The sequence below is a fragment of the Bradyrhizobium sp. genome, assembly GCF_016213215.1.
Lineage (GTDB): Bacteria > Pseudomonadota > Alphaproteobacteria > Rhizobiales > Xanthobacteraceae > Bradyrhizobium.
In genome coordinates, this window is record NZ_JACRAW010000154.1 from 1 (window position 1) to 16,841 (window position 16,841).

13 protein-coding genes and 1 pseudogene are annotated in these 16,841 nt (G+C 57.9%); 9 read left to right on the top strand and 5 right to left on the bottom strand.

The window, feature by feature from the left end; translation table 11 throughout:
* From HY852_RS24965 to HY852_RS24980, 4 genes and pseudogenes are all read left to right on the top strand, one after another.
* Window positions 1-393 (top strand): annotated as a pseudogene (locus HY852_RS24965) (hypothetical protein); the annotation flags it as partial.
* 498 nt (window positions 394-891) lie between these two features.
* Window positions 892-1,917, top strand: coding sequence for a glycosyltransferase family 2 protein (locus tag HY852_RS24970; RefSeq protein ID WP_291607579.1), 1,026 nt, complete (start codon window positions 892-894; stop codon window positions 1,915-1,917).
* 346 nt (window positions 1,918-2,263) lie between these two features.
* Window positions 2,264-3,490, top strand: coding sequence for a polysaccharide biosynthesis protein (locus tag HY852_RS24975; RefSeq protein WP_291607580.1), 1,227 nt, complete (start codon window positions 2,264-2,266; stop codon window positions 3,488-3,490).
* The gene (locus HY852_RS24980; RefSeq protein WP_291607582.1) at window positions 3,487-4,419 is read left to right on the top strand and encodes a glycosyltransferase family 2 protein; all 933 of its coding nucleotides are present in this window, start codon (window positions 3,487-3,489) and stop codon (window positions 4,417-4,419) included. The genes HY852_RS24975 and HY852_RS24980 overlap by 4 nt, the downstream gene beginning before the upstream one ends.
* Before the next feature lie 105 nt (window positions 4,420-4,524).
* Here HY852_RS24980 and HY852_RS24985 read toward each other — a convergent pair whose 3' ends face one another.
* Together HY852_RS24985 and HY852_RS24990 are read right to left on the bottom strand one after the other, a co-directional pair.
* Window positions 4,525-5,493 (bottom strand): FkbM family methyltransferase, encoded by a 969-nt coding sequence (locus HY852_RS24985; RefSeq protein WP_291607583.1) that lies wholly within the window; start codon window positions 5,491-5,493, stop codon window positions 4,525-4,527.
* A 105-nt stretch (window positions 5,494-5,598) separates the two neighbouring features.
* A complete protein-coding gene (locus tag HY852_RS24990) occupies window positions 5,599-7,020 on the bottom strand; it encodes a hypothetical protein (RefSeq protein ID WP_291607584.1) in 1,422 nt (473 codons plus the stop codon).
* 260 nt (window positions 7,021-7,280) lie between these two features.
* Between HY852_RS24990 and HY852_RS24995 the strand changes: the two genes are divergently transcribed.
* From HY852_RS24995 to HY852_RS25010, 4 genes are all read left to right on the top strand, one after another.
* The gene (locus HY852_RS24995) at window positions 7,281-8,450 is read left to right on the top strand and encodes an O-antigen ligase family protein (RefSeq protein ID WP_291607585.1); all 1,170 of its coding nucleotides are present in this window, start codon (window positions 7,281-7,283) and stop codon (window positions 8,448-8,450) included.
* Window positions 8,451-8,487: 37 nt separating this feature from the next.
* Window positions 8,488-9,549 carry a hypothetical protein gene (locus HY852_RS25000; protein ID WP_291607586.1) on the top strand — a complete coding sequence of 354 codons (1,062 nt, stop codon included), beginning with the start codon at window positions 8,488-8,490 and terminating at the stop codon, window positions 9,547-9,549.
* Between the two features lie 103 nt (window positions 9,550-9,652).
* Window positions 9,653-10,600 carry a methyltransferase domain-containing protein gene (locus HY852_RS25005; protein ID WP_367116424.1) on the top strand — a complete coding sequence of 316 codons (948 nt, stop codon included), beginning with the start codon at window positions 9,653-9,655 and terminating at the stop codon, window positions 10,598-10,600.
* Between the two features lie 410 nt (window positions 10,601-11,010).
* Window positions 11,011-11,976: a hypothetical protein gene (locus HY852_RS25010; protein WP_291607589.1), complete on the top strand. Its 966-nt coding sequence runs from the start codon at window positions 11,011-11,013 to the stop codon at window positions 11,974-11,976.
* Window positions 11,977-12,083: 107 nt separating this feature from the next.
* Here the strand turns inward: HY852_RS25010 and HY852_RS25015 are convergent, their stop codons facing one another.
* Window positions 12,084-12,479 (bottom strand): hypothetical protein, encoded by a 396-nt coding sequence (locus HY852_RS25015; RefSeq protein ID WP_291607590.1) that lies wholly within the window; start codon window positions 12,477-12,479, stop codon window positions 12,084-12,086.
* A gap of 416 nt (window positions 12,480-12,895) precedes the next feature.
* Between HY852_RS25015 and HY852_RS25020 the strand changes: the two genes are divergently transcribed.
* Window positions 12,896-14,347 (top strand): undecaprenyl-phosphate glucose phosphotransferase, encoded by a 1,452-nt coding sequence (locus tag HY852_RS25020; RefSeq protein ID WP_291607591.1) that lies wholly within the window; start codon window positions 12,896-12,898, stop codon window positions 14,345-14,347.
* Window positions 14,348-14,354: 7 nt separating this feature from the next.
* Here HY852_RS25020 and HY852_RS25025 read toward each other — a convergent pair whose 3' ends face one another.
* A complete protein-coding gene (locus HY852_RS25025; protein ID WP_291607592.1) occupies window positions 14,355-15,020 on the bottom strand; it encodes a response regulator transcription factor in 666 nt (221 codons plus the stop codon).
* A gap of 701 nt (window positions 15,021-15,721) precedes the next feature.
* Complete coding sequence (locus HY852_RS25030) at window positions 15,722-16,741, bottom strand: hypothetical protein (protein ID WP_291607593.1); 1,020 nt, start codon at window positions 16,739-16,741, stop codon at window positions 15,722-15,724.
* Between the last annotated feature and the right edge of the window lie 100 nt (window positions 16,742-16,841).

A 16,841-nucleotide genomic window follows, 5' to 3' on the forward strand; every position in this document is an offset into this window, starting at 1 on the left:
ACGCGGGCGCGCCCCGGCTTCACCGCCTCAACCTCCTCGGTTGAGGTGTTGTGGAATGACTCGGTTGTCGCCGTCGTTCCTCCAGGTAACACCTGGGAAACCTACGATTTCGCGGTCGTCGGAACCGGCGGACAGGACCGCTTGACCTTCCGCGAGGTGGCGGGCCAGGGCGGCGACGGGCTCGGTGCTCTATATGACAATGTTGCATTGACGCCCACGTCGACGAGCGCGGCACCGGCCGCCACCTTGGCCAGTGCAGATCGGTCGATCGATCTCATGAGGCAGTACACAGCGACGAGCCTGGTCAGTGCCGGTTCTAATCTGAGCAGTTCTCTTGCAGGCGCGTCGGCGAATGCTTCGGTCGACCAGACACTGGCGTTGCCGTTGCATTAGCTGGCTGAGGCCGCCTCAGTGGAGGAAGGTGAATCCAGTCCGCGATGCTCGCGGGCACGGGTTCACCTTCGCCCGGCGCCGCACCTGAAAATGGTCGTTCCCGGCAGGCCATTGCACTCCTGCTCGCGAAATGGATTGAAAACACGCGTGGGAAACCGGTTTCCCGCGCTCCTGGCGCCGTGGCGGTTCGCCGTACTAACGGAGACGGTGTCCGCGAAACGCTATGCGCCGCACCATTCTAATCAGGCTTGACGCTCCCGCGTGCGGACGATCAAGCAGCCGATCTTCCGCCGACAGTACCGCGACAACGATCGGGCCAGCCGGCGCGGAACGGCGGGATAGTTGACAACGGTCAACTCGGGCGCGCGCGAACTTCGCACTACTTCCATAGAGGCACTCTAGTTGACGCGGTCCGCCCGCCTTTTGTGGGGGGTACGTTCATTGCCGAAGAGATCGATTTTCAACTAAATCGCGATCCCAATGGTTCTTGATGATCCCATGACGTCCTCCGATGTCGTCCCGACCGGTTCCCCCTATCCGTTCGTGACGATCGCTATTCCGACGTTCAATCGGGCGGCGCTCCTGAAGGGCTGCGTCACCTCGGCGCTGTCGCAGACCTATCCGCATTTCGAAGTCGTCGTCTCGAACAACGCCTCTTCCGACGAGACCGAAGACGTCCTGAGCGGATTCAAGGACGCACGATTGCGCATCATAAACCAGCAAACGAACATTGGCCTGCTACCGAACTGGAACGCCTGTCTTGCAAGCGCGAAAGGCGACTACATCGTTTTCGTTTCCGACGACGACAGAATTGCGCCTTGGCTGCTGGAGCGATGCGCTCGCCTCATCACCCAGCAGCCACACCTTTCGACCGTCATTGCGCTGAGCAATGTCCACGCAGCTTCGTTCGGACGAACGAAGGCGGCGCGCACCAGCCGATCCCGGGATACCGGCATCTGGGACGGTACAGATATCCTGACGGACTTCCTGACGGATCAGGTCACGGTGGCGATCTGCAGCGTCGCCATGAGCACCGCGCTCCTGCGCGCGCGCGGCGGCTTCCCACTCGACCTGCCGCACACCGCGGACGTCGGCGCCTGGGCACCCCTGCTGTTGCTCGGCAAGGCCGGCTTCGTCAACGAGGCCTGCGCCACGTTCACATGTCACAACAATTCCGAGACGGCACGGTTGGGCGTCGAACAACTGCTGTACGACGGACGGAAAGCGGCCGACCTGATCGCAAGCACCGCGGACCTCCATGTCGCCGACCCGCAGCAGCGCAAGGCCATCAAGGTCCAGGCCCAGCGCCACTTCGCACACCGCGCGCTGATTGCCTTGTCCGACTATCGCAGCAGCGGCGGCGCGGTCCGACAGATGTTGAACGTCGCGTGGCGCTTCCGCCACGACCTGTACAACGCCAGCTTGCACGCAGTCCTGCGCTTCATCGCCGTCGCCTTTATTCCGCAATCCTTTGCCGCCAAGCTGCGCCAGCTGAGGCATAGCACATTGGCGCGCCCGGCCTGACAACATATCGCCCGGCGCAGGCGCTCGCCCGCTGCCCAGGACAACGGCCTTGCCTGGGAATCACAATGTTTTCACCCCTTGCGCCTGACGCTTGCCTTATTGACAGCCGTCAACTCTCCCAGCCCCGTATGCGCGAAGTTTCGCTCGCAGGAGCGATTGCATGGTCCTCAGGTTATACAGGTTCCTCTTCGATCTTCCGCCGCATGAACCGCAGTGCCGTTTAAACGTCACGATTGAGCGACGAGATCGCGATACAGTTTGTTCACGCACTCTGATTGGTCGTGTGTAGCGAGACCTTGCACCTATGCCCGCCTCAGTGAGCAGGCTTCTCGTCGACTTGGCAGTCATGGCCATGCGCGCCAGCGTGATGGCCGCCAAGTTCGCCCTTGCAATCTTCATTGCACGCTATCTTGATCTATCATCACTGGGTTTGTATGGGCTCGCTGCCGGCGCCATCGCGATTGTTCCGGTGGTCGTCAATGTCGGAATGAACCACCTGGTAATGCGCGATGCAGTCGCTGCCTCGCCCGCCGAGTTGACGAATAGCCTACGCTACTATTGGAGCTTCGTGACGTCGATTTATGTCATCCTGCTGGCGCTGGCCGTTCCGCTCACGATTGCGCTCGACACTTCCGCTTTATGGATCTTTGTCATCGCGGTGATGTGGTTTGAGCATATCGGCTACGACGTGTTCTATCTTTTCTCCAACACGCAGCGTCACGTTTCGGCGAATGCGACCGTCTTCCTGCGCGGCGGCGCGTGGATTCTCGTCTACGTTCCGCTCGCCATTTGGGAGCCACACCTCAGGACGCTTTCGCACCTGTTCGGGTTCTGGCTGGCGGGCGGTATGCTTTCGCTTCTGCTGTTCGCATGGATGAGCTGGTCGTGGCCGTGGCGAGAGGCATTTTCCCTGCCATTCAAGCCGGGCGTGGTTGCGACCGCAATCCGGAAGTCCGCGCTCTTCTATGTCGGCGATCTCGGCTTCGTTGCGAGCCAGTACCTCGATCGATACCTTGTCACGTTGTTCCTGGGTTTGAAGGTCGCCGGCATCTACTTTCTGTTCTGGACCGTCGCGAATGCCGCAACTACCTTCATCGGATTGGTCGTCCAGCAGCAGCAACGCCCTCTCCTGATCAACGCGTACAGCGTCGGCGGGTTGGCCGCCCACTCCCAGCTCGCCTGGCGTTACATGCAGACAACGGTATTGGCCACCGTGGCCTTGAGCATTGCGACCGGGGTTGTTTTCCAAATCCTCTTGCCGTGGCTGGGTCCGCCCTCAATTGCCGACCAGTTGCCTGCGTTCTGGTTGATAATTGCCGGTATGGCGTTCCGCTGCCTGGCGGATTTCGGGGCGATGAGTCTGTTCACCGCATACCGCGATCGCCTCACGACGCTCACCAACCTTGTGTCGGTAGGAGTATTGGCGATTGCGCAAACAGCACTCGTGCCGTTCGCGGGACTCTACGGCGCTGGTGGCGCGATCCTGATCACGTTTGTCGGAATATCGCTTTGGCGTTACCTGCTGGTGTTTGATTCTTCACTCGTGAAGCCAGAAAGTACGGCGGCACCATGAAAATATTTAGCATTTGTTGCGTTCGGGACGAGAACGATATCGTTGGGGAGACGTTGAAGGCGGCTCTAGGCTGGAGCGACAGAATCTTTGTGTTTGATAATGGCAGCGTCGATGGAACGTGGGATACGGTGCAGGACATTGCGAAAGCAAATTCAAAGATCGAGATTGTCGGTCATGATGACCGCACTTTCACCGATGAGATGCGCGGGGAAATATACGAATCCTACAGGAGCATGGCCTCTCCCGGCGATTGGTGGTGCAGACTCGATTCCGACGAAATATACATTGATGATCCCGCCCGTTTTCTTGCGGAGGTTCCCGACAAATACGGCTTTGTGCTCTCTGCTACATTCAACTTCTATTTCACCGATCTTGATCTTCGCAGCTATGAACAGAGTCCGTCGGAATGGCTCGCCAGACCGGTTCGAGAACGGCTCAAATTCTATCAAAACAACTGGAGCGAACCTCGGTTCGTCCGCCATCGGAATGATCTTGAATGGGGCGGATTGATCTGGCCCGATAACCACGGCCGCACGTATCCCGTGCGGATACGGCTCAGACACTATCCGTACCGATCTCCGGCGCAGATATCCAGCCGACTCGAGATACGCCAACGGCAGCCCACACTCTTTAAGCACGAGGCCAACCGGTCTCTCGCTGCGCCGAAAGAAGTACGGCCAGATTGGTCCGACCAGTATATCGCGACGGCCACGTTCGAGAGAGCCTCTTGGCAGGATCGAGTAATGAGAGCTGCTGAATGCGATGTGGATCTTGGAGATGCGACTTTGGTCAGTCGTAACGAGTTGATGCCGCCGCTCCCACTGCCCGCGGTCGATTTGGTGAAGGCTGGTTTGCAGGCGACACCTGTTGGTCGAGCGATATTGTCCCCTCTCCTGAAATGGCGCCGAAGCCAGGCTAGTCGCCGGTGAACGGTTTCGAAGCGCATATCTGGGATGCGACGACCTTAGGCGCGTTACGATGCAGGTCGATCGCTAAGAATGCTTCGCGAACGGATGGGCTGGCAATGAATGCGCCTACTGCAAGCTGCCATGGGCCTGGGCAGCGATTACGGGCGCAACTCCGCGCGTGAACAAAATATCTGCCTGGTAGTTCGGAACGCCGTCCAGTCGTTGCAGAGGCGTTAGCTGATGCCGCTGCTTAATGTACCACTGTCGGTTATAGGAGTTTTCGATAAAGTAGGCTGAAAATCCGGCGGCTCGCATACGCTGGAATATGTCGGGCCATTCGTCGCACGGCGCTACTTCGACAATAAGGGTCACAAAGTCCGGGTAGAGTTCGAGGGTGTCAAGAAAGCGGTGCATCACAGGCACTTCGCCCCCCTCGATGTCCATCTTGATAAGCCGAAGTCTGGAACGCTCCTCGACTGTGAGAATCTGATCCAATGGTAGCGCTTCGACCGTGGCCTCAATCTTGGAGGTCGGTGATGCCAGAGTCGTTGTCAGGCCACGATTGCCGGCGGGACCGGCGTACAGGTTCAGCATTCCGGGTCCATCCGATACCGCCTTCTGCACGAGGCGAATGTTGCGCGCGTCATTCTCGCCTATATTTCGCGACAGCAGATCGAAGATGCTTGGCGAGGCTTCAATCGCTACTACCGAGCCGTGAGGCCCAACGAGGTGCGACGCCAAGAGGGTGTCGTAACCGACATTGGCGCCAATATCCACGCATATGTCCCCAGGCGACAATAGCTGCTCGATTACGGCGGATATATTCGGCTCCCAGGTTCCAAAGTGAAGGACCGTGTTCTGAATGGCGTCATGCGGGTCGCAAAGCATTGTTGACCCGAAATAGGTGCGGGCGCGGTATCTCCCGCCAAGAAGCCTCAGTGCGACATTATACGCGCGGAGAAGCGTCGAGTTATGTGCCGGGGCGCTTTCGATGTAGGAGAGGATGTTCCTGTGTAGCCAAGCCGGCAGTTCGCGCACGGGGCGCTCGCGCCTGCCAAGCGCCACTCCCGAAGCTGTTCGCACGTCGATCTTCATGCGGGCCTCCCTTGGCCATAACCGAACGCGTTTGGACGCGCGTCGAGCAGCGGCGCCGATGTCTGCTTTTCCTCACTCGACGTGGTTGATATTCGGCTCGATGCTTCACCCAAAATAGACATCCTTCGACCCCTCCTTTCTCTGCCGGGCAGCCAGCAAGTCGACCGGATCGTCGTCCCGGACACCAGGTGCGCGGTCCCGGTGTGGATGCAGGGAAGCTCTCGCGAGTTCCGGCCCGACGATCAACGCACAGCCAAGCAAGAGACCACCGGCCATTGCCAAGGCAATGAGATGCGGGATCTGCGGAAACACAGGCGCCGTCGGGGAGATCGCTTTCTGCATGACTCTCAGGCTCGAGAGCTGACTCTTCTTGGCGACCTCGGAACTAATCTCCTCCTCCACCATCCGGCTTGCATAGTGAGCGGCGGCGGTAGACGCGGTGGTGAGAAAGCGTTTCAACCTGCCATACTCTGCTTCCTTCGAGGAGAGCAACGCCAGTTCCTTGTTCACGTTCTCGAGTTCAGTGCCAAGTTGGTTCAGCAGGTCTGTCGTTCCAACAAGCTCGGCGTTGACCTTCATGAGCTGCGCCATGTTGTCCTGATAGACCTTTATCAGGAGCAAGGGAGGAGCCTCCTCGAACTGCTCCGGCTGCTTTTCTCCAGGCCTTCCCAGTCCCCCGATTATTCTCACCATCTGGCTGACGGTTTTGGACTGAGCGACCGGCTTCAGGTGCTCCAGTTGAGTTACGATCGCTTGTTTCTGCCCTTTCTTCTCTTCAATTGCTCCTCGCGTCGTGGACATCAATGCTGCCAGGTCGGTCGCCCGCTTGAGCAGAAGCTGCCGCTGCTCGTCAACCGAATAGATCGATGCCCTGACGGAAAAGCTCTCCAGGTTGGCAGCCGCTGTTTCGGCATCCTGTTCGAGACGTTTCGTCTGTTGCTGGAAGAATTCCTGCGCTCCGGGCAGCTGCACCTCGGCGTTATTAACGGCTACCAGCGAATTTGCGAGCTCGTTCAAAAAGCTTGCGGCGATCGACGGATCGGCGTGGCGAAAACTTATTCTCAATAGATCGGATCTGCCTTCCTGCTTGGCAACGACCCGGTCCCGCAACCCGAGGATGGCCGACTCCTTGCGGTCTGCATCAGCCTGCGTCTCAGCATTTGTCGGCTCGTAGGCTTCAGCATGCCTGACTTCCTTTGCCCACGCCAAGAACTGGGCCATGAGCGTTGGGTTCGGATCAGAAGACAATCGATCGTACCCGACCTCCTTCGCCGCCTGCTGAATGACGGTATCAATTTTGGCGAGGCGCGCCAGCGACTCCATGCGGCTTTGAAGATCAATACCCTCGCCAAGGGCAGCGTTCCCCGAACGCTCCTTAATGCCCTGCCCGGAGCGCAAAAGTGTATACGCCTCGTAGCGTTCACCGGCCATCGCATAATACAGGAAGGCGGCGCTGGCCGTGAAAAGCAGGCACAGGTACAGGATCCATTGTCGGCGCCAGAAAAGCCGCAAGATGCCGCGTTCCACTGTTGACCTCGCTCGTTCGTACCCTGCTCGCATAGCCTCTACGTGAAGCACCTGGACAGATATTGACGACGGTCAACTCGGATTTCGACAGATCACCTAGCTGCTTGTCATTGCTGCCATTCCCGGCGGCAGTCCGGCAAGGTCGCTGTTGCAGAGCGACCCAAGCAGGACCATGCGGCTAAGTAAGAGAGGCGGGTTGCTTCGTCGTGCAAAACTTGACTGTAAGCAGAGAACGAGCCGCCCACATCGTTCCCGCGTCCGTGGCGATTCAGCACCAGTTCTTCCCGGTGACCTGCCTGGGTCTCGTGCTCCTGAATCTATTCACTTTCGCTTACCACTTTACAGGATCTACTCTATTCAACACGCTCAGCAACTCCGTGAGCCTTTTGCTTATTTCGTTTTCAGTCTACGTTCTAATCCTCGGCAAAGAGGGTAGCGGTTTCTATAAGATCCTCTTGGTATTTGCCTGTGTTCTCGTCGGCACGAGCTTTCTGGCCAACTTCGGCGCTTTCGAGATTGCGGATGCCCTGAAGCTCTTGTCGTTGTATACGTTCTATATTGCGGGCCGAAGCGTTGGGGCGCGCTGGCACCCTGTCGAGAAGCTATGCATCTACGCTCTTGTCGCTCTGCCCTTCATATTCAAGCTGGTGGGCACGACAAAACTCTTCGTCGGGGCCGACTTTCCCGACGTTTTCGCGTACTTCCCGAACACAAACACGGCAGCACTATATTTTACTGCATCGCTCTTTGCTTTGTCGCACTGGTTCGAAAGCAAAATTCTGATACTGCAGTTCGTCAATGTAGTGGTGATGAATAGAGTCGGCGCCGCCTTGGCAACCATTCTGGCTATCGCCATGTGCTCTGTCTTTCCCCTAAGTAAGGCTAAGTTCGTTGCGCTGTTCGCTTTGGTGATCGCAAGCCTTTTTGCCTACGCGCTTGGCGCTTTGGATCGTTTGCTGACGGGTCTGGACGCCATAGCCTTGATCTGGAGTTTGGACCCCAGCACCGTCTCGCGGATGACCTACAAGCAATTGATCCATTTGACGGGCACGACAGATTTGTCCGCGTTCTTCCGCATCATTCATTGGACAAACATATGGGACTACTATTCGTCGCAGGGGCTCGGCGGAATATTGTTCGGTTACGGCGCAGGTCAGACCTCAATCATAGCCGTCATTCCAGTGCCGCCCCATAACGATTACCTGCGCGTCCTGGCAGAATTTGGACCCTTGAGTTTCCTGGCATTTGTCGTTTTTGTGCTCAGTATCGTGTTTTCGCTGAAACAGCAGGGTGCGAAAACTCTGTTCACCGTGCTGCTCATATATTTCCTCTCCGAAAATCTGATCGACAACTTTACGTCGATGACACTGTTCTTCTCGTATGCCGGTCGGCTTACGTCCGCGGCGTCATCTGGCGACAGTTCCGCTTAGCTTGCCTGGTGCCCGCTGCTTGAGGACGAAATCACCAATGAACTTCTCGATTTCCGATGCCATCAGACAGAACAGCCCCGGCCAGAGCGAAGGCTTCCCGGTTGGCGTGCCCAAAAGCTACAATTGGTATAAGGGCTGGAGCGACGAAGGGATGCCTACGCCGCCCTCGGGCTTCACCGCCGTTGTGGGTTGGGGAGCAGTCTATCAGCAGGTGGGAGCACCCGCGTATTCGAATGCAGATGCGGCCGTCGAAGTTGCCAACGCGAAGACCTATGTCCGCATCAAAGATGGCGGCCAATGGATTCTTGTCCAGGACCAATCAAGTCATCCAGTAGTGGGCGGGCATTTCGTTCCTGACTTCACTGGAAATGCAGGATACCCGATGAAGGTAACCCCTCTGCCGGGTGGTGGTGCCTCGTTCAGTGTCCCTCCGACCGGATACAACGATCATTTCTGGCACAATGCGCGGGGAACCTACGCGGCCGGGACGGTTGACGCCGTCTATGTCCAAATGGACATGAGGGTGACCGATCCAAACCTGAACCTGATCGCTAGTGTGGGCGCCGACTGGTGGCGCGACGCGAACGCACCCTATCTTGACGACCACAGCAACAATCCGGGCGTCGGCAGCAGCAACTGGGTCAAGCTCTCGACGGAATGGAAGACGCTCGGCTTCTATTCAGTCAGCACTGCCGAGCTTCAGAACAATCTGCCACCTCCGTTGCGCGGAGTCGTGAACACGCCTCCGATCGCCCCCCACCTGAAGAAGAAGTCATTCGAGGCAACCTCCGCGACGGCGGACGAGTGGGCTTCCTTCGGAGGCAATGACGCGTTTCACGAGATCGCGCAGACTGTTGCGGGGCCAACTAACAACCTCTTCCTCCTTGCGCGCTCGCGGCCGGGATCCGCCGGCCCGACGACGCCGATTGAGGGCTTGTGGAGCGATTCCCTCATCTTTCTGACCGTCGTCTTCGGCGCCATGGTCAAAATCGGTTGGAATGGCCCGCGCAGGCGCAGAAAACGCGAGAGCCGTAACCATTCGCGCCAACGCGCGCCAGGCCCTCAGGATTTTCAGAAGCGGTCCACCTCCGGCTCCTAGCCACGTACACGGTTATTGAGGATCGTCAACTCGATCACGAATGCAAGGACTAACCTTTGCGCTTCCATCGGCCCAAACCTGCAAATACGGAAGGACACCGGCGATGCATGGAGCAGTCTCGCTTGCCCGACTCGACGGCGGCCAAATAAGATCAGACCTCCTGGAACTGCTGGCATGCCCAAAGTGCCGTGCAGCGCTGATGGAAGACGCGGACGGGCTGCGTTGTACCGGCTGCGCGGCTACATACGACGTCAAACAGGGCATCCCGGTGCTCGTTCCCGATGATGTCAACACAGTGCACCTGGAGGAAGAGCACAACCTCGCGCTGATGATGAAATCGAGAGAGCAGCTTCCGGAGGAGCGGTTCAATCTCGGTCAATGGAGCCTTTCCAAGCGCGAGTTCTGGGCAATGGTTCGCTCTGTCGTGAACGACTCTCCCCCCAAGCGATTTGTCAATATTGGCTGCGGCTTTGACCCAAGCTGTGCGGAGTTTGAAAGGCTCGGACATACGTTCGTCAACCTTGATCTCGTCTTCGACATGTTGGCCCAACTACGGAGTGACTGCGGAGCGGCGTCCTGCGTCAACGGCGACGTGAACCGTATTCCGCTCAAGGCCGGCGCCTTCGACTATGTCGTCTCAATCGACTTGATACACCACGAATGCGAGCGACTTCCCGAACTGCTCGGGTCGTTTCGGGATCTGCTCAAGCCGAAGGGTATCTTGTTTCTGGAAGATCCCAACGCGTGGGGACTTTTCCAGATGGCAAAATCGATCTTCATGCCCCGATTCGCGTACAGGTCGCTGCGATCCGCCTATCACACGTTAAAACGCTCAACCCACCGCCCGGCCGACTATGAGTTTCCTACAAACGTGTGGCGCGTGATGGCACTGCTTCGCGAACTCGGTTTTGAGAATATAAGGTGTTACCCGCACACCGCATATCCGACCGTCAGTGAGCGCAGCTATCGGATGTACCGCTCGCTAAGCGGTTCGGAATTCGTGCGCAAATATCACAACTATCATTACATGCTGAGCGCAGTGCGGGCCTGATACGCGCCGACGGCGCGGTACGCGAAGTCGGCCCAATTTGGGTGCAGCACCTGATTGCGGGCAATCTTCTCGGGCTGCAAGTACTGCGCTATCTTTCGGCGCGCATTTGTGGCGCACTGAAACCAAATGGATCTGCGCGTACAGCACCTCACCGGCCTATTCCAGGGCCGTCATACGAGCTCGGCGCAAACGGTGCCGAGCGAGGCAACCGCGTCAACAATCGGTTTGAGAACGTCCCCGTATAGAAACGTGCTGAACACACGTGGCGCACCCGACGTTGATGGCGCCCACAATCGACCGGCGCGCGCGGAACATGGACGACCTGAGTGCTTCTTGAGATTCGTCAACTTTAGAAACTGACCGACGCCTACCCTCTTGTCACGGAGGCGTATCCAGAAGGGTTCGGTCTCATGCCGTCGTATTTCCAACGAGTTGTCCGTCTTCCATTGTCGGCTGCCGCGTTCGGACATGTCGCCCGCGTCTTGGCGAGGAAGCTACCTTCATTGTTGCCGATCGGAGCAGTCCTGATTTTCAGTATAACGGTGTCTGGTTCGGCGTCCGCCGACGAACCGATGAAACCGTCAAGCCAAGTCGGCGCGACCGCGCCTGCGCTCGACATCATAGCGCAAAACACACCAGGCTATAGCGAAGCATTTCCCGCTGGTGTGCCCAAGACGTACTCCTGGTGCAACGGCTCCTACAAACCACCCGGCGGCGGTACGCCACCTCCCGAATTCACTGCGGTGACAGCAGTGGGCTCAGTGTATCCCAAATTCGGCGAGCCTGCATATTCGAACCCCGACGCGAGGATCGTAGTCGCAAATGCACGGACCTACGTACACCTCCACGCCACCAAGGAATGGCTTATCGTACAGGACCAGAGCGCACACGAAATCACCGGAGCTCATTTCGAGGCTAAGGGCTCCAGAGCCAGTGGAGCCGAAATGAAGATCGAGGCTCAGGCGGACGGTGTGACCGCCATGGATAGTCCCCCACCCGGACGCAATATTGTATTATGGATGGTGAAGCGGGGCAACTATGCCGCCGGAAGCGTCGATGCCGTGTACGTTCAGATGGACATCAAAACGACGAATCCGAAGCTGAAACTCGTCGCCAATGTTGGAGCCGAATGGTGGCGCGACCCGGCAGCAGCCTATGTTCAAGGCCAGACCAACAATCGAGGAGCCGGCAACAGCAACTGGGTTGAGCTATCCACGCGGTGGTCGACTCTCGCATTCTTTTCCAGCACCACCGCGCAATTTGAGGCCAATCCGCCTCCGCCACTAGTCGAAACCGATCTCGGCGCCCGGCCGATCCGTGCGCGACGCGCTCCAGAGACCCCTTCGCCTTGCCTGAGCATCCCCGCACCTCGCTGACGCCTTGCCGGCATGCTCGGCACATGGCGTCTTTTGCCAGGGAACATCCGTCCGCCTGATCGAGACAACGCGCCGGACCATCCTCCTGACGTTTCATCCGAACAGTACTAGCTGAAGATAGCCAACGCCTCCGGCGAAAGTGGGCCGCATCGAAGCTCGTACCAACGAGCCTGGGCCTGCCGATAGTGCAATCGGACGATCGGAGTGACAACCGATCCAATGACGCTCCGGTTCGGCCCCTCGTACCAATAATCGGCTTCGAGCGGTACCGTATTCATGAGGTGATCCAGCAGTCCTGTCACCAGTATCACGCGTTGCCGCATGAGCCAGTCCTCTTGCGGCTGAATGATTTCACGCACCACTTCCGGCAAAGCGGACTCATCAAGGTTTCGCGCCCGCTTCTCGAAAGCCAGCGCGATGGCGTCCCACAAATCATGGCGGATCGTCGCAGGCAGGCCCTCAATAAACTCCAGCAGAAGCCGATCTGGTGACGGATCGCTCACACCCCAGTCCTTCCCTCCATGGAAGTAGGCGCGGCTCTCGGGTTTCAGAATTGAGGAACTCTTCCTAACGCGGTCCTTAAGACAAACCCCGCCTCGTCACTCAAACCGTAACCCTCGACATCACGGCGAATATTGAGAACCGTCAAGTACGACAAGGACGCGATGCATATCCTGCAACCTCGCTCATGCAGGCTCGAATGTAGCGTCAGTCTTTGCCATCTCCATCGCTTTCAGGACGGGATTATGCCTCGCCTGCTGCTCAGTGATATCGGGACGCCTGAGCACAATCCCCCTCGCGCCAAGCCTCCAGCTGCGTCCTTGTCTGGCAGCTCTGGCTTTCCACATAGCCGAGCAACGTCCCGTCGAGCGACCGGATAGAGGAGACGACCTCAGCTGCTTAAGCAAAGAGGTTCAATATGTCTACGACCACCGATACGTCCACAACCGCCCTTGATTTTGATCAGCTCCATTCCACACGTCGCGGCACGTCATTACAGAGGCCGTTTCAGATATTCGTCCTCACCGGCGATTTTTTGCTGATCCTGGTCAGCTATATGCTCGCAGGGATTCTCTATCGCCACTTCGCAGGAACTCCGATCGAGCAGGAGTTTTCAATCGGTGTTGGCCTGATCGTTGGCATGGTTTTCGTCATCATCGCTCTCTTTCAAGGCGTCTACGACGGCCCTCGGTTGCTCGACGGCAGTTGGCAAGCGCGCAAGGTCACCATTATCTGGATGCTCTCGCTGACGATTCTCGCTATTACCGCGTTTCTTTTGAAGTCGACGGCAAGTGTGTCGCGTGGCACGATCATCCTGTTCGCGATCACAGGCCTGGCCAGCCTGGGTGCGCACCGTGCGGTTTGGCGTATTGGACTGGCGTCATCATTTGCCAGGGACCATTTCGTCGATCGCAGGGTCGTACTGCTCAGCCTGAGAGCACTCGATTTCACTTCGACCCGTTTCAAGGACCTTCGCAAGAACGGCTTCGACGTGGTGCGCCATTTTGTTTTGAACGTACCCCCGGAAGACGATGACGCCGCATGGGATCGCGAGATCCTGAACGTCATTGCGCAGTCGCGCGCGACAAATGCGCAGGAATTTCTGTTGGTTCTCGATTGGAACGAAATCCCGATGCTGCAGAAAGTTCGGCAGCGCCTGCGTCAAGTGCCGCAGCCGATCCGGCTATTGTCCGACTTCCTCATAGCCGATCTTGTGTCCCGCCCCTTCGTGCCGGTCAGCGGAACGGCAGTGATCGAAATACAGCGGGCGCCGCTTTCGGTACTCGAGCGCGCACAGAAACGCTGCCTTGATGTCGCCCTTGCGTTGCTTGCCCTGGTGGCACTCGCGCCGCTTCTGATCACGACGGCGATCCTGATCAAGCTGGATTCACCGGGCCCCATCATCTTCCGCCAGGCCCGCCGCGGTTTCAACGGCAAGCCGTTCGAGATCTGGAAGTTTCGCACCATGACCGTCTCTGAAGACGGGAGCGTGGTTTTGCAGGCTACCAAGCAGGATGCGCGGGTGACCCGGGCTGGTCGGCTTCTGCGCAAGACAAGCATTGACGAGTTGCCGCAGCTCTGGAATGTGCTGAGGAACGAGATGTCGCTCGTCGGCCCGCGCCCGCACGCGCTAGCGCATGACAACTATTACGATCAGATCATCAGCAACTATGTGTACCGGCATCACATGAAGCCGGGCCTCACGGGCTGGGCACAAGTGAACGGTCTTCGCGGCGAGACCCCGATCGTAGAACTGATGGAGAGACGGGTCGAGCACGACCTTTGGTACGTGGCAAACTGGAGCATCTGGCTCGATCTACGGATCATTGTCCGCACGGCCATCGTCTTCCTTCATCAGAAAGCGTATTGAGCCTCTGTCAATAGGTGCAATGAGCCTGCGAGGGGACGGCTCCGGCCAGCGGTGGCTTGTGCAAGACCTTGGCTGCCATGAAAGCCGCTTCGGTTCTATTGCGGGCACCTAGCGCGCGCAGGAGCGCCGCAATGTGTATCTTGGTTGTTTGCACCGCGATGTTCAGCTCGCGCGCAATTTCCTTGTTGGACAGACCCTGTGCAAGGAACGGGAGGATTTCGCTCTGCCTGCGCGACAGCCTGAGAGGCTCGGGTTCAGAGCTGGTCGGCGGCGTCTCGGATTCGTAGTCGTGACCAGCTATCCACTGCGGGACGTATATTCGTCCCGAGAGCAAGTCGCTAATCGCCACGAGCCACTCCTCGTCCGGTTGGGTTTTGTGTACAAAGCCGTGAAATCCTGCAGACAAGCATCTCAAGACCTCGGATCGAGCATTCGATGCCGACATAAGTGCAAGGCGCATCCCGGGGTCACGAGCACGCGCATCGTGCAAGACGTCATATGACCGCTCATCAAGGCTGCCGGTGTCGATCAGCAGCAAGTCCACGCGATCACCAAAGTCGGCGTCTCCCAGGTGCGGACTTTCAAACACCCGGGAAAGCTTTGCAGTCTCGATCAGGGTACGGATTCCCGTCCGATACACACGGTGGTTATCGACCAACACTGTAGTGGGCAATCTCCCCCCCCTCAAAGATCGAGTGAAACCCGGATTGCACTAATCTCCCCGGCAACCGATCGTTCCCGAGCGGATCACCGGGCACATGCGGCGACGCCAAGATTCGCCGAAAAGTTTAACCAATGTTAGATCTACAGCCCCGGCGAGAGCTAATGGGTTTGGGAGTTCTTCTGCGACGGCTCAGAAGCGGGGTTGCCAAGGTCTTCTGAGTGCTTGCGAAGCTTAATCATAACATCACTTCGTCGCGCACGGAGATTGATCCAGAGAAGGAGAAGTCCCGCAACGATGAATACAACCGTCATCACATCGAGCAACATCGGAACCCAACTCTGGTGGTCTGCGCTCTCGGCGGACATGTTGGCTCCACGGTTCGAAAGGAGTTATACTCTCAAATGTCTTGAACGTCTTGTGTGCTACTGATTGCCCCGCCCCTCTCTGGACCGCCTGAGTCTCCCCTGACGTGTTCTCCCGATTTCCCAATTACACGCACAGCAGCGTTATACTTCTCCGCACGGCACTTTTTCCTCTCGTCGTGGCACCAGAGCCCAACGTCCTGGTACTGCAGTTCATCAACGTTCCGGTGAGTTGCTTCGCGTGCGACCTCCCCGCGCAGGCGGCGCGCGGCGCCAGCTGATTGGCTACAGCCAAAGCGTGAGGTGGCCTTGACCTGCGTTCGCCGGCGTTTCACGTATTGTCCGTTCCTAGCGGCTCCCTGGATGGGCGGCCGCTTCATTCAGCAACGACGGCCCTATGGACTCCGCGAGCTTCTTCGAGAGCGTCTTCGTAGCTGGCCATCTCAAGTGGATCGCATCCAGGAATTCTTCACTGCTCGTCGACGATTCCGCATCGCCGTCCCAGTATTTCCCACCGCTCGGTTCTATGGCCTTAACTATCCCTTCTCTCAGACGCGCGCGGATGGTCCCGTCGTGATCGTAGAGTTCCTTCCATTTGGGATGCAGCGGGACTCCGACCACCATGATTGCCTTGCTCTCCGATGCCAGTCGGTCGGCCATTGAAGCCAGCGCGCTGAAGCAAGTGCCATCGAGCCGACGAAGCGGCCCATACATCAGCGTTCGCTCACTGGATAGCGCGTCCACCGGACCGTCACCAAACTTCGTAAATACCAGCGAATAGAAATGACCCGGCTTACGCATCGACCCGACGCGGAGTACGTTTCTGACCATTGAGCCGGGATCGAAGTTGCGCATGTAGAAGCTCCACTTTGATGCCCGCCCGAACACATACTCGTCGGCGGCCGCCAGATCGAATGCAGCCATCGGGCTGGTTGAACAGCCCTCAAAATCGAACGGCGAAACGACAAAGACAACGGTGCGAATGGATGCAAAACGGTCAACCAGCCAGTCGCCCACGAAGGCGGCCTGATTGACCTGGAGACCGCAAAACCCACCGTTCAGGGGCTGGAGGTGCTTCGCGGCACTGACCATGGCCTCACCGTCGATGCTTCGCCATGCAACCGAAGATCCCGCGATCAGGACATTTGGGGATCCGAACGATCGATCTCGCATGAATGACAGCTTTTCATCAATGCAGATGTTGTTGGCTATCGGCGGGGGCGGCAACCGCCCAAACCATTCCAAGACAACGAGCAGACTGAATGCGCCGACCACGAATAGAATTGCTCCTGCAAGAGCGGCGGCAAGATAGGTTCCATGGTTTGATTTCTCGCTCGCATGGTGCTCATGGCCGTATATAGCGTCCATTGCTTTCCCCGTCTGTTGCCTCTGAGGGCGATGTCTCTAGTACTCGGCCGTGCGAGAGTCTCGCCTGCACGTTATCGCATGGAGATCGTGTGGGAGCCGG

Excerpts from the sequence above, each read along its gene's own strand:
- HY852_RS24970 (WP_291607579.1), top strand. The coding sequence starts at position 892 with ATGACGTCCTCCGATGTCGTCCCGACCGGTTCCCCCTATCCGTTCGTG.
- HY852_RS24975 (WP_291607580.1), top strand. The coding sequence starts at position 2,264 with ATGGCCATGCGCGCCAGCGTGATGGCCGCCAAGTTCGCCCTTGCAATC.
- HY852_RS24980 (WP_291607582.1), top strand. The coding sequence starts at position 3,487 with ATGAAAATATTTAGCATTTGTTGCGTTCGGGACGAGAACGATATCGTT.
- HY852_RS24985 (WP_291607583.1), bottom strand. The coding sequence starts at position 5,493 with ATGAAGATCGACGTGCGAACAGCTTCGGGAGTGGCGCTTGGCAGGCGC.
- HY852_RS25000 (WP_291607586.1), top strand. The coding sequence starts at position 8,488 with ATGAACTTCTCGATTTCCGATGCCATCAGACAGAACAGCCCCGGCCAG.
- HY852_RS25005 (WP_367116424.1), top strand. The coding sequence starts at position 9,653 with ATGCATGGAGCAGTCTCGCTTGCCCGACTCGACGGCGGCCAAATAAGA.
- HY852_RS25010 (WP_291607589.1), top strand. The coding sequence starts at position 11,011 with ATGCCGTCGTATTTCCAACGAGTTGTCCGTCTTCCATTGTCGGCTGCC.
- HY852_RS25020 (WP_291607591.1), top strand. The coding sequence starts at position 12,896 with ATGTCTACGACCACCGATACGTCCACAACCGCCCTTGATTTTGATCAG.
- HY852_RS25030 (WP_291607593.1), bottom strand. The coding sequence starts at position 16,741 with ATGGACGCTATATACGGCCATGAGCACCATGCGAGCGAGAAATCAAAC.